Here is a 13,519-nt window from a genome sequence, read left to right as displayed (position 1 = left end):
CGTGCTACACCCATGCTGATAGTGGTGGAACTTGTAACAATTCGCTACTGAGGGAGTCGTGAATATAACCATTTGTTGCGAGAATTCTACCTGACTCAATTTTGACAGGAGTGCCATCGTAGGCGGTGACTTTGCCCCCGGCTTCTTGTAACAAAATTATCCCGGCGGCAATATCCCAAGGAGAAAGCCCTCGTTCCCAGTAACCATCGACACGCCCACAGGCAACATAAGCCAAATCTAGCGATGCTGAACCGCTACGTCTAACCCCTTGCGTAAGGTGGGTAAGGTGACTAAATTCTGCGTAGTTGTTATCAGAGGTTTCACGGCGATCGTAGGCAAATCCAGTCACTAGTAAGCTTTTACTGAGTTCAGATGTTGCTGAAACATTGATGGGACGACGATTTCGTGTTGCTCCTAAGCCAGTAGCCGCACTAAATAGCTCATTGTGGAAGGGGTCATAAATTACACCCACTTCTGGAACGCCATTAATTAACAGCCCAATGGAAACTGCAAAAAATGGGTATTGATGGGCGTAGTTGGTTGTGCCATCTAGAGGATCTATTGCCCAGAGGTATTCATTTTCTTGATTACCTAATTTGCCTGATTCTTCAGCGAGGATAGAGTGCTGGGGAAAATGGCGACGCAAAATTTCTAAAATTAACTCTTCTGAGGCTTTATCAGCAGCCGTGACTAAATCACCAGGGCGACCTTTTTCAATAATTGCGTCTTCTAACTTACCCAAGTAACCTTGCAAAATAGCACCAGCAGCTAAGGCTGCTTCTGTAGCAATATCTAGAAAAATTTGTATATTTGTCATTTGTCATTGGTCATTTGTCATTGGTCATTTGTCATTTGTCATTTGTCATTTGTCATTTGTCATTTGTCATTTGTCATTGGTCATTGGTTCATCTCTCCCATTGCCCCATTCCCCATTCCCAACTCTTCAAAGATTTTGGCGGCGAAACTCTGCGGGAGTGAGGCGCATAGGTTTTTCTGGGTTCCAGATTCCTTGGCCCATGAGTCTAGCCCATTGTTGGGCACGTTCTAAACGCTGGTCATATTTGTGGTTAGGCGATCGCCCAACAAACATTGCATTGCCTTGTTTAACTAATTCTTCATTCAATAACACCTTATTTTTCCATACATAAGCTAGAGTTCGCCCGATTTTATCTTTTGCTTCTAAATCAAACTCCAGTTCGATCAATTCTTCTGCACCACCAATAAGATTCTCTAACTGTTCTTTTGCTGCTTCTCCCCAAGGTCTCTGTCGCAAATCTGGTGCATCAACGCCAACTAACCGCACTTGAGAAATCAAATTCGGTTGTTCAGCCATTCCTAACACTTCCAAACTTTGCCCACTAACTACCCGCGCTACTTTCACCTGAGCCTGATTATTTGGCAACTGGTTTTTACTTTGGCAACTCACCAAGAGCAATAAGCAAACCAAAATAGTTATTTTTCGTACCCAGTTACCAACACTCCCAACCATCACAAATTCTCTTGTGGTCGCTGCTGCGCCTAACGAGCAGAACCTCTTGCCCCCTACCCCCTGCTGCTCCCTGCTCCCTGCCTCCTGTGCCCTGCCTCCTGCCTTCTTCAATTGTTTATTCCTCATCTAACGGTAAACCCGCTTTTACTTTCCCCTTAGCAAAATAGCGTCCAAACTGGAGTTCGTAGACTTCATCTTCGTCTTGTGTCTCTACTTCCAAGTCAGAACGGGGATAACTCACACACAAAAGGGCATAACCTTGCTGACGTAAATCTGGCGACAATCCGATCGCCTCTGGTTGATAAATTTCTCCCGACAATACCCTTACAGCACAAGCGGTACAAGCCCCGTTGCGGCAGGAAAACGGTAGTTCCACACCTTGTTTTTCGGCAGTGTGCAGGATATAGCGGTCTTCTGGCACTTGTAGGGTGTATGTTTTGCCAGTGGCGCGATCGCGAACTTTAATTGTGTATGTACGAGACATCTGGATTTGCGTTGTAGAATTAGGACTTTCAGATTCAATCTAAGAATATCTTTCTTTATCTTTGCATTTTCTGGGATTCTATAGTATGATCGTAACTTGTGGCACCTGGAGAGGTGGCCGAGTGGTTTAAGGCGCAGACCTGGAAAGTCTGTTTAGGGAAACTTAACGGGGGTTCGAATCCCCCCCTCTCCGTTCTGAAACCTAGTCTAAATATATAGTTTGAACCAGACTTCTACAAATGGCCGGGTCAAATAAATCGCGGGATCTTGCCAAATATATTCTTAAAATTTCTTTGAAAGTGGGTTAGCCTTCCGCAGGAAAGGTGTCTTAAAAACCAATGTGATTCAGTTAAAGCTAAAAACTGAAACTGGCGTAGGTTGGAAAGCCACTGCGCTCTTGCGGTTTTTACGACTTGTTCGCGGCTAGTTCCAAGCGATAAGCAAGTGGCTCCCAACCTACAATTTTTTTGCTGCCCTCTGCCCCCTGCACCCTCTTGTAAAAATTATATTTTCTTCCTCCTGCCTCCTGCCCTCTGCCTCCTCTTGTAACATTTATTTATTTTTCACTCATAATTGAGTCATTTTGTAAAGTCGCCAAACTCCTACTTCACGATGGCGACAGCCTGATGAAAGGATCGAGTAAATTAAGATAAGTAAAGAAAATGCTTTGAACTACATGACAGCTCTCAGCTTACAAGAAATTTCTACTCAGTTAGAAAGTCCGAACTTACGCGATCGCATGGTAGCTCTTGCTAATCTGCGTCATGTTTCTCCTGAAGAGGCAGTCCCTTTAATTAAAAAGGTACTAGACGACGAATCTTTGCAACTGCGATCGATGGCAATATTTGCCCTTGGAATCAAGCCAACACCAGAATGTTATTCAATTTTGGTCAGAATTCTCGAAAATGACCCCGATTATGGCATACGCGCTGATGCTGCTGGTGCTTTAGGATATTTGGGCGATGCCAGAGCCTTTGAAGTGCTTTCACGGGCGTTTTATGAAGATACTGATTGGCTAGTACGCTTTAGTGCAGCTGTTTCTCTAGGTAACATTAAAGATCCCCGTGCCCGTCAACTTCTTCTTCAGGCATTGGACAGCAAAGAAGTAGTATTGCAACAGGCTGCAATTTCTGCGCTCGGAGAAATTAAAGATATTGAGTCTGTCGATCAGATTCTACGCTTTGCCCAATCAGATGATTGGTTAGTCAGACAACGTTTGGCAGAAGCTTTGGGTAATCTTCCCACTCCCAAGAGTGTCTCAGCTTTAAAATACTTAGAAAAAGACAATCATTTCAACGTTGCTGAGGCAGCCAGAATTGGCCTCAAGAAGCTTGAGGAAATAGGCAATCAAGCTTAATAATATTAGAGCCTCCTGCTACCTTTTAATAATTAAGTGGGAATTTTAGCATTTTGATGCAGGGTAATTTCATTCATGAATATTGAAGAGTTTTTTCAGTTAAGTGCTGGTAAATGGTTTTCTCATCGGACTAGTCAACATTTGGCTTTGAATGAATCTGAACATAGCAAGTCAGACATTATCATTGAGACTTTAGCAGTAGATCATCCAGAAGCGATCAAACTGTGTCAACAGTACGAAATTAATCCTAGTTCCGCCTCCTGTGCTATCAAAATTAACTGGAATGGCACAATGGAAAAGGAGCAAACAAAACATAGTGGTTCAACTGTGTTAGTTTCAGTACCCGATGCAGATAATCCGTCTGAAGGCAAGTTACTGCGGGAAATAGTTGATGCTGAGAAAACTCCAGTTGCTGGACACTACAAATTTGACAGTGATGGTGCTTTAATCCTAACTATAGAAGATGAAAACATCTGGTCAGAAGAGCGCCTGTGGTTTGCTAGCCCCAATTTGCGAATGCGGGTAAATGTCCTCAAGAGTTTCGGCGGATTTAGTATTACTTCCTTCACTTCTGAGATTCGTATGGGTGGTTTTCCACCTGCTGCGAAAGCTTCCGAGGCAGCTAATTCAGTATCGAGTTAGTTGTAATACAGCGTATTTTCCCTATTTAGGACTTACGCAAAACTATACACGCTTAGGGGCAATGCATGAATTGCCCCTACTCGGAAATCAGGATTTAGTTAAACTCGCTTGTTCTTTGGAAGCATTACAGCGTAGGCGTAGCCCACCGCAGGCATCGCAGCTTTCAAAATTGATTCTTGCGCGAAACTAGTGAAAAAGAATTTTGACTTCTGTTTCAATAAAAAACACCAAGCTATGGTTAATTTCATAGTTGGAAAAAATATATCTAGATTTTATGGCTGCGTTGATACTTTTTAAATTTGCAAAAAGTTAGCGATCGCTTGCGGTAATGGCAAAATAATTACAATCAACAAAGCCATTGCCAGTAATCCCCAAATATCACGTTTGTTATCCAATTCAGTGACATCATTCAGTGCAGGCTCATCAATCAACGGCATAAATAATAAGATAATCGCCCACATCAAAAATTCTTCCCGAATTAATGAAAGTAATAGCAAGAGGAGGCGAGCCACTTGACCAATCATAATCGCAACTCGTTGTCCAAACATTGCATGGACAATGTGGCCTCCATCAAGTTGTCCTACAGGCATTAAATTTAACGCCGTCACAATTAGTCCGATAAAACCAGCTACTGCAACTGGATGCAAATCAAGGGCTGATTTTGCTGTTAACTGACTTCCCAAGGCTAGCTTCGACAGTAGCGCTAGTAAGATGGAATATTTAGGATTAAGAGCATCAGGATTCAAAAATCGGGTTTTTTCTTCAATCAGGGGAACCACCTCAGAATGAGCCAAGCCCCATATTAGTAATGGCAAGGTAACAACAAAGCCTGCAAGTGGCCCAGCAATACTAATGTCAAATAATGCTTTGCGGTTGGGAATGGGACTACGCATCTGAATAAATGCACCAAAAGTTCCCAAAAAGAAAGGCATTGGAATAAAGTAAGGCAACGTCGAGCGAATTTTGTAGAATTTAGCCGTCAAATAATGCCCAAGTTCGTGAATCCCCAAAATAGTCATTAACCCTAAAGCATAAGGTAATCCTTTGAATAGGACATCTCGGTTAGATAGAACTTTGAACAAAGAGCCAATTTCCCATAGAGGCGGAAGAGAAGTACCAGCAATTTCCACTCCCACCAAGGTAGTAGTGATCAAAGTCGCTACTAGTAGTAGAAGTGCTAATCCTGGTCGAGTTAAGCGTTCTTGGTCGCGTCGGGGTGTATTTCGCTCTTTAGCAGCCTGAATATTAGGAACTAGCACAAAGAAAGGTTTGTCATTTAAACCTTCTTGAAAGATCAACACGAAGCGATCGCCAAATTGTGCTTCAATATTAGTCTTAATCTGCTGGTAGGCGTTGCTGGCTTTAGTTCGCAACTGACCCCGGCAAATTACGGCTTGTGGTCGATACTCAATATTTTGAACGTAATATACAGACCAAGGAAAACAATTTCGCAGTTGAGTTTCTTCTGTTGGCTCAATGGGACGCACTAGTGGTTCTGGGGTAGGCTGGATAATTGGCTGTGATTCTGAGGCTTGGGCTGGGACTTCAGTTTGTGTATCTCTTGGCACTCGCCGCCCCCCTAGAAACAATATCCAGTACAAAACTGTGCAGACAAATAACGACGAAACAATCAGCCCTGGTGGTGGAGGTTGTTTCGCCCCATATATCAGTGTCCATCCACTTAACAACAATGCTGGTGTCATTAAAACCAGCCACAACAACCATACTGGCGTTCGAGTGATGTGAGCGACACTGTGCTGCACCATTAGATAAGTAGCTAGCCCCAGTAGGAGGATAAACAGAAACCAAAATGCCATGTTATCTTCAGTAATTTTGACAAAACGCCCTACCAGTAGCTTCAGCACCATAGCATTAACTACGAGGCAGACCTCAAATCCCAATTTTTTCAGATGGTTACAGTTCAATTCTTCAGAATTTCTACACTGTAACCAGATTGTCCACAACTCCTCAGTTCCGGTTCTTTGATTATGTGCCCTTTACCTCAACAGCCAAGTCATACAACTAAGCCACCACGGGCTGTCTTTCCTCAAGAAATTCCTAGCGGAAGTTCCTTGCAATCGGACTTCGCACAAGATAGCATTTTTGCTTTCCCACCCAATCGGGACACATTAGGGGGAACCTCTTATTTTATTGTAAGAAATGAAGGCAATATCCTCATAGATTGCCCTGCCCTAGACCAAACAAATCAAGACTTTTTAGCGGCGCATGGAGGGGTGCGTTGGTTATTTCTCACCCATCGAGGTGCTATAGGCAAAACTGCTGAAATTCAGAAAGCCTTGGGTTGTGAAGTCCTGATGCAAGAACAAGAAGCTTATTTATTACCAGGCTTACCCGTAACTACCTTTAGTCAAGAATTTACTCTTGATGCGGCAGTCAAAATTATTTGGACACCAGGTCATTCTCCCGGTTCATCTTGCCTATACTACAGTAAGCTTGGAGGTATATTGTTTTCTGGTCGCCATTTGGTTCCTAATCAGAAGGGCGATGCAGTACCATTACGGATAACTAAAACCTTTCACTGGCCACGACAAATCAACAGTGTTCAGTTATTATTAGAACATTTTACACCAGAAACTCTCAGGTACATTTGTCCCGGAGCTAATACAGGTTTTCTTAGGGGCAAGCGTTTTATAGATCGAGCTTATCAACACCTCACCTCTCTGGATTTACCAGCTTTGCTGCGGATGCAGCCCCTTATTTAAAATAAAGACTTCTTCACGAGTATAAAAAACTTATCCTAATGCCCAATACCCAATAAAGTATGGTTCTTTTTGATACTGATGTAAAATATAATTTAAGGAAGATGCTGTCTGGGGAATTCTAGCGTTAGACAAGGAATTCTGGTAAAAATTTATGAGTGCAAAAGTTGATGCAACTGTAAGGATCGCTGGCTACCAAATTATAGAGCAACTTTATTCTGGTTCTCGGACTCAAGTGTATCGGGCAATACGAGAATGCGATCGCCAACCAGTTGTCATCAAGCTCTTAAAACGAGAATATCCAAGTTTTAGCGAATTAATCCAGTTTCGCAACCAATATGCGATCGCTAAAAACCTAGATATTCCCAGCATCATTAAACCTTACAGCCTAGAACCCCATCACAATGGCTATGCCCTAGTTATGGAAGACTTTGGTGGCATCTCCTTGCGACAATTTACCCAAAGACAACCACTGAGCTTAGAGGAATTCCTACCCATTGCCTTGCAACTGATAGACACTTTACACCAGTTGCATCAACAGCGCGTCATTCACAAAGATGTCAAGCCAGCTAATATCCTGATTCATCCTGACACCAGAACAATTAAGCTAATTGACTTCAGTATTGCCTCGCTGCTACCACGAGAAACCCAAGAAATCCAAAGTCCCAACGGACTGGAGGGAACCCTAGCGTATTTGTCGCCAGAGCAAACTGGACGGATGAACCGAGGCATTGACTACCGCAGCGACTTTTATTCATTGGGTGTAACTTTCTTTGAACTACTGAGTGGACAACTGCCTTTTACATCTCACGATCCGATGGAGTTGTTACATTGTCATATCGCCAAACAACCTGACTCTATCTGTAATCTCAACCCGGAAATCCCCTTGATGTTGGGAGAGATCATTTGCAAGCTGATGGCAAAGAATGCCGAAGACCGCTACCAGAGTGCTACGGGACTCAAATATGATTTAGTATTTTGCTTAGAACAATGGCAAAAAACAGGTAAACACACATGGTTTGATTTAGGACAGCACGATATCAGCGATCGCTTTCTCATCCCTGAAAAACTCTACGGACGGGAGCAGGAAATAGAAAGCTTACTGGAGGTATTTGGGCGGGTTGCCAATGGTGCAGTGGAACTGATGCTGGTGGCTGGCTTCTCTGGCATTGGTAAAACTGCCGTGGTGAATGAAGTGCATAAGGTTATCGTTCGCTGGAACGGCTACTTCATCAAAGGGAAGTATGATCAGTTCAACCGCAATATTCCCCTGTCTGCTTTTGTACAAGCTTTACGGGATTTGATGGGACAGTTGCTCACCCAAAGCGACACCCAGTTGGAACAGTGGCGAAACAAAATTCTGTCCGCAATCTCTGAGAGTGGACAGGTGATAATTGAAGTGATTCCAGAATTAGAACGAATTATTGGCACGCAACCGCCAGTACCAGAATTATCGGGAAGTGCTGCACAGAACCGCTTCAATCTGCTGTTTGTGAAATTTATTCAGGTATTTGCTACAAGAGAGCATCCGTTAGTAGTGTTCCTCGACGATTTGCATTGGGCAGATTTGGCATCTCTCAATTTGATGAGGCTGTTAATGGGTGAAACCTTAAAGGGTTATCTATTAATTATTGGCGCATACCGTGATAATGAAGTGTTTGCGGCTCATCCGTTAATGGTAGCCCTAGAAGAGATTGAGAAGGGAGTCACCGTCAGCACCATTACATTAGCTCCTTTGAGTCAAACAGATGTGAATCGTTTGATTGCCGATACATTGAGTTATTCAACAGAAGTTGCCCTGCCGTTAACCGAGCTAGTTTATCAAAAAGCCAAAGGTAATCCGTTTTTTACAACCCAGTTTCTCAAGGCATTACATGAAGATGGACGAATTACCTTTGATTGGGATATAGGTTTGTGGCAGTATGATTTGGCGCAAGTACCCAGACGCACGGCAGCTTGTCTTCAGACATCGCTTTCTTTAACGGATGATGTCGTTGAGTTTATGGCAATTCAACTACAAAAGTTGCCACTCGAAACTCAGGAAGTTCTGAAATTGGCAGCCTGTATCGGTAATCAATTTGATTTGGCGACATTGGCGATCGTTTTTGAACAGTCTCCAACCCAAACGGCAGAAGTTTTGTGGAAAGCGTTGCAAGAAGGGTTAGTTTTACCACATTGTGATGTCTATAAGTTTTATCAAGAGTCAGAAGAATCTTTTATTGCTTCTGACTTAGGGATTCTGGATTCTGGTTCCTGTGTTTACACATTTTTGCACGATCGCGTCCAACAAGCAGCATATTCTCTCATCCCAGAGGAGCAAAAACAGGCAACTCATCTAAAAATTGGCCAGTTACTCCTGAGTAATACCCCCGAAAGCAACCAGGAAGAACGCATTTTTGAAATTGTCGGTCAACTTAACGTTGCAGCTGAATTAATTACCCAACCCGCAGAACGTCAAGCATTAGCGCAATTTAACCTGATGGCAAGCCGCAAGGCCAAGGCAGCGATCGCTTACACTGCTGCCTGTAAATATGCCCAGGTGGGCATTGGGTTACTCGCCCAAAACAGTTGGCAGCATCAGTATGAGTTAACCCTAGCACTCTATCAAGTTGCCACAGAAGCTGCCTATCTGAGCGGTGATTTAGAGAAGATGGCAGCCAATGCCCATCTTGTCCTAAATCACGCCAAAACTCCATTAGATAAAATCAGCGTCTATGAGGTGAAAATTGAGGTATTCACTGCTCAGGGTTATTTTGCCGAAGCGATCGCAGCAGCACTTACCATTTTAAAGCAATTGGGAGTGGAACTACCTACAGAGCCTACCCAGGAAGATGTGGCAGTGGACTTGAGTACCGTCTTAGATGTAATTGGAGAGCGATTCCCTGCCGAGTTGCTCAACCTCAGCGATGCAAGGGATGCAAACATCCTGGCAGCAGCTCGAATTTTGACATCAGTAGCACCCTGCGCTTATCTGTCCCAGCCACAGTTGTATTTACTGGTGATTTTAAAAAAGGTTTATTTATCTGTCGTCTATGGTAATGAATCAACCTCGACCTTTAGCTATGCCTCTTATGGAATACTGATGTGCGGTGTATTCAAAAACGTCGAATTAGGTTATGAATTCGGTCAGTTAGCCCTCGACCTACTATCGCGCTATCATAATTCCGAATTGAAAGGGAAAACTTTATTATTAGTCTGTGTGTATACAAGGCATTGGAAAATGCCCCTGCGGGAGTTATTACAACCCTTGCAGACTGCCTATTGTAGTTGTTTAGATGTGGGCGATTTGGCTTTCGCAGGTTACTCTGCGTATAACTACGGTTTTTACTCCTATTTTTCAGGACAGAATTTAACACAGCTAGAGCCGGAAGTTGCTGGTTATTGTGAAGCGCTCAAGCACTTGAAGCAAAATCTAGCTCTGAACTATTCCCAATTGATTCGACAAATTTTGCTGAATTTAATGGGAGATGCGGATGATGTCGTAGTGTTGAGCGGTACAGCCTACAATGAACAGCATCAACTTCCATTACATGAAGCAGCAGGCGATCGCACCGGATTAGCATTGCTGTGGATTAACAAACTGGTTGTATCGTATTTGTTTTCCGAGTTTGAACAAGCCGTAGAACAAGCTAGGCAAGCGAGACAATATTTAGACGCTATTATTGCTTTTTTATATGTACCTATCTTTCATTTCTATGATTCTTTAGCTCAACTAGCATGGTTTGAGCAACTCTCAGCCCTAGAACAGCAGCAAATGAAAGAATGCATTACTGCCAACCAAGAAAAACTTAACTACTGGGCTACCCATGCACCAATGAATTTTCGACACAAATTTGATTTGGTGGAAGCCGAGCGTTATCGAGTCTTGGGCAATCGGGCAGAAGCAATTGAATGTTACGATCGCGCCATTATTGGAGCTAAAGAACAAGGCTATATTCAAGAAGAAGCACTAGCCAATGAATTAGCCGCCAAATTCTACCTAGACTGGGGCAAAGAGCAGATTGCTCAGTCATACATGACTCAAGCCTACTATGGTTATGCTCGTTGGGGTGCGAAAGCCAAAGTCGTCGATCTAGAAAAACGCTATCCCAAATTACTTTCCCCCATTCTTCAGCAAAGTCCTTCTCCTCTCTCAACTAACGAAACTATCTTTGCCTTGGGGAGTGTCACCTCCACCAGTTCTGCCAATTCCAGTAGTAGCAGCATTTCTGTTGCTCTAGATTTAGCTACCATTCTCAAAGCTTCTCAAACCCTATCTGGCGAAATCGAACTGGAAAAACTGCTTTCAGTATTGCTGCATATCGTCATTGAAAATGCTGGAGCAGATAAGTGTGTATTCATGCTTTTGGAATCAGGGCGTTTGCTAATTCAGGCGTTAGCACAGCTTTCTCTTGGTATCGTATCTGTAGAAAACAAAAAGGGAATTACTCATGTTGATTTTTACCCAAGATTGCTGAATCCACAACCCATTGAAGACTCTCAGGATGTGCCAGTTGGCTTAATTAATACCGTCAAACGCAGCTTAAAACCAACAGTAATTATTGATGCCACAATGCATCCTCAATTCATCAACGATCCTTATATTCAGCAACAGCAGCCCAAAAGCATCTTGTGCAGCCCGATATTACATCAGGGGAAGTTGCTGGGCATATTGTATCTGGAAAATAACCTAGCAGCTGGAGCCTTTACAAGCGATCGCGTCGAACTGCTGAACTTGCTTTGCGCTCAAGCGGCAATTTCTCTGGTGAATGCCCGACTTTATCGAAATTCCCAAAACTATGCTCAACAGTTGACGCAATCTCTAGCAAAATTACAGGCTAGTGAAATCCGCTTCCAAAATTTGGCGAATAATATTCCTGGGATGGTGTACCAATTCCGTTTGGCAGCCGACGGTTCAACTTCAACACCCTACGTTAGCTCTGGCTGTTTGGACTTGTATGGATTAGAGCCAGAGTTAGTGATGGCAGGGATACACAGCCTTTACGCTATGAATCATCCTGACGATCAACAAGCTATTGCAAAAGCGATCGCTTACTCTGCCCAAACTCTGACACCATTTGAGCAAGAATGGCGCATTATCCTACCTTCAGGAACCGTAAAATGGATTCAATCTGCGGCTCGGCCAGAGCGACAAGCCGATGGTGCAATCTTATGGGATGGGGTGGTAATTGATATTAGCGATGTCTACGACGAGCTTCGCTTACGCAAACAGGCCGAAGCATCTCTAGCCAAAGAACGAGAGTTCTTGAATGCCATTATTCAAAATATTACAGATGGGATTGTTGTTTGTGACCCTAATGGAAATTTGATCTTATTCAATAACGCAACTCGTGAGTTTCATGGCTTACCACTAGAATCATTACCACCAGAGCAATGGGCACAACACTTCGATCTCTATCAACCTGACGGTCAAACACCCCTATCAACAACAGAAATTCCTTTGTTTCGCGCCTTGCAAGGGGAAATAGTTGAAAATGCAGAAATTGTAATTGCGCCGAAGCATGGTTCTAAGAGAATTTTGTTAGCTAGCGGACAAGCGATCGTCGATTCTTTAGGCAACAAACTTGGCGCAGTAATTGTGATGCGAGATATTAGCGATCGCAAACAAGCAGAACTTACTTTACAGCAAAAATCACTTGATTTGCAACAAGCGCTAAATGATCTACAAAACGCCCAATTACAAATAGTCCAAAGTGAAAAGATGTCTGCACTGGGTAACTTAGTTGCTGGTGTCGCTCACGAAATGAATAATCCCCTCGGTTTTATTGCTGCCAGTCTCAAACAAGCTCAACCAACTGTTACTGATATTGTTAAACACTTGAAACTTTATCAAGAAAGCGTGCCTAATCCAAGTGATGAAATTCTCGATCATGCGGTCGAAATTGACTTAGATTATAGCTTAGAAGACTTGCCCAAGATGATTGATTCAATGTCTATGGCATGCGACAGGTTAAAAAAAATCAGCACCAGTTTAAGAACTTTCTCTCGTGCAGATCAAGATTACAAAGTGCCTTTCAATATCCACCAAGGCATTGATAGCACAATTTTAATTTTGAAACATCGTCTGAAAGCTAATGAACTACGCCCTGCTATTGAAGTTGTCACAAACTACGGTGATTTACCTCAAATTGAATGTTTTCCAGGGCAACTCAATCAGGTGTTTATGAATATTTTGGCAAATGCGATTGATGCTTTAGATGAGTTAACTATTGGGCGGAGTTTAGCAGAGATTCAAGAAATTACTAACCAAATTATAATTACAACCTCAGTCGAGAATCATCTAGTTAAAATTGCCATTGCAGATAATGGTAAGGGAATGAGTGAACAAGTTAAAGGAAAAATATTTGACCATTTATTTACTACAAAAATTGTTGGTAAAGGGACTGGATTGGGGTTGGCGATCGCTCGGCAAATTGTCGAAGAAACTCACGGTGGTAATCTGAGCTGCACTTCTATACTGGGGCAAGGGACAGAGTTTGTTATTACCTTACCAGTTAAAACTGTGACATTGGATTCATAACAATAAAAGAGTTTTGCTAGAGGTCTAATATACTCTCAAATTTCTTCACCATCAATACTAAGCTGTTACGCAAATAAGATTGCACATCAACTGGTGATGACTAATGACGGTCTACACGGAAAATATTGTAATATGTAGGCGCGTTAGCTTAACCATAGGTGTCAACTTAACGTGAAAGCCGAGTCTGATAAGCATTTCAAAAATTTTAGATGTACCACCTAGATTTTTGATCCCCCCTAACCCCCCTTAAAAAGGGGGGAACTAGAGTTTTTTGCCCCCTTTTTAAGGGGGTTGGGGGATCTAAAACT

General features: G+C 42.9%; 8 protein-coding genes and 1 tRNA gene. 5 read left to right on the top strand and 4 right to left on the bottom strand.

The genetic code is table 11. The features are described 5' to 3' along the window. Window positions 1–4 precede the first annotated feature (4 nt). From G1O98_RS05175 to G1O98_RS05165, 3 genes are all read right to left on the bottom strand, one after another. Window positions 5–817, bottom strand: a complete 813-nt coding sequence (locus tag G1O98_RS05175; protein WP_163927588.1) for an inositol monophosphatase family protein — start codon at window positions 815–817, stop codon at window positions 5–7. Between the two features lie 126 nt (window positions 818–943). Further along, a complete protein-coding gene (locus G1O98_RS05170; RefSeq protein ID WP_163927617.1) occupies window positions 944–1,489 on the bottom strand; it encodes a thermonuclease family protein in 546 nt (181 codons plus the stop codon). 115 nt (window positions 1,490–1,604) lie between these two features. After that, complete coding sequence (locus G1O98_RS05165; protein ID WP_163927587.1) at window positions 1,605–1,973, bottom strand: 2Fe-2S iron-sulfur cluster-binding protein; 369 nt, start codon at window positions 1,971–1,973, stop codon at window positions 1,605–1,607. A gap of 107 nt (window positions 1,974–2,080) precedes the next feature. Here G1O98_RS05165 and G1O98_RS05160 point away from each other — a divergent pair. From G1O98_RS05160 to G1O98_RS05150, 3 genes are all read left to right on the top strand, one after another. Beyond that, a tRNA-Ser gene (locus tag G1O98_RS05160) sits at window positions 2,081–2,165 on the top strand. Between the two features lie 483 nt (window positions 2,166–2,648). After that, window positions 2,649–3,329, top strand: coding sequence for a HEAT repeat domain-containing protein (locus G1O98_RS05155; protein ID WP_114080714.1), 681 nt, complete (start codon window positions 2,649–2,651; stop codon window positions 3,327–3,329). A 75-nt stretch (window positions 3,330–3,404) separates the two neighbouring features. Then, window positions 3,405–3,971, top strand: coding sequence for a phycobiliprotein lyase (locus G1O98_RS05150; protein ID WP_163927586.1), 567 nt, complete (start codon window positions 3,405–3,407; stop codon window positions 3,969–3,971). Between the two features lie 293 nt (window positions 3,972–4,264). Here G1O98_RS05150 and G1O98_RS05145 read toward each other — a convergent pair whose 3' ends face one another. Then, window positions 4,265–5,788, bottom strand: coding sequence for a site-2 protease family protein (locus tag G1O98_RS05145; RefSeq protein ID WP_163927616.1), 1,524 nt, complete (start codon window positions 5,786–5,788; stop codon window positions 4,265–4,267). 171 nt (window positions 5,789–5,959) lie between these two features. On the opposite strand from G1O98_RS05145, the gene G1O98_RS05140 reads away from it, so the two are divergent. Continuing rightward, the gene (locus G1O98_RS05140) at window positions 5,960–6,694 is read left to right on the top strand and encodes an MBL fold metallo-hydrolase (RefSeq protein ID WP_163927585.1); all 735 of its coding nucleotides are present in this window, start codon (window positions 5,960–5,962) and stop codon (window positions 6,692–6,694) included. 151 nt (window positions 6,695–6,845) lie between these two features. Continuing rightward, on the top strand, window positions 6,846–13,211 hold the full coding sequence (locus tag G1O98_RS05135; RefSeq protein ID WP_163927584.1) for an AAA family ATPase: 6,366 nt from the start codon (window positions 6,846–6,848) through the stop codon (window positions 13,209–13,211). Window positions 13,212–13,519 lie beyond the last annotated feature (308 nt).

Origin of the sequence: Nostoc sp. UIC 10630, assembly GCF_010747425.1 — a bacterium.
GTDB lineage: Bacteria > Cyanobacteriota > Cyanobacteriia > Cyanobacteriales > Nostocaceae > Nostoc.
Note: the sequence above shows the minus strand (reverse complement) of the source record. Positions and strands in the feature narration are given on the sequence as shown.

Coding starts and splice junctions, on each gene's coding strand:
- G1O98_RS05165 (WP_163927587.1), bottom strand. CDS start 1,973: ATGTCTCGTACATACACAATTAAAGTTCGCGATCGCGCCACTGGCAAA.
- G1O98_RS05135 (WP_163927584.1), top strand. CDS start 6,846: ATGAGTGCAAAAGTTGATGCAACTGTAAGGATCGCTGGCTACCAAATT.
- G1O98_RS05155 (WP_114080714.1), top strand. CDS start 2,649: ATGACAGCTCTCAGCTTACAAGAAATTTCTACTCAGTTAGAAAGTCCG.
- G1O98_RS05170 (WP_163927617.1), bottom strand. CDS start 1,489: ATGGTTGGGAGTGTTGGTAACTGGGTACGAAAAATAACTATTTTGGTT.
- G1O98_RS05145 (WP_163927616.1), bottom strand. CDS start 5,788: ATGGCATTTTGGTTTCTGTTTATCCTCCTACTGGGGCTAGCTACTTAT.
- G1O98_RS05150 (WP_163927586.1), top strand. CDS start 3,405: ATGAATATTGAAGAGTTTTTTCAGTTAAGTGCTGGTAAATGGTTTTCT.
- G1O98_RS05175 (WP_163927588.1), bottom strand. CDS start 817: ATGACAAATATACAAATTTTTCTAGATATTGCTACAGAAGCAGCCTTA.
- G1O98_RS05140 (WP_163927585.1), top strand. CDS start 5,960: ATGTGCCCTTTACCTCAACAGCCAAGTCATACAACTAAGCCACCACGG.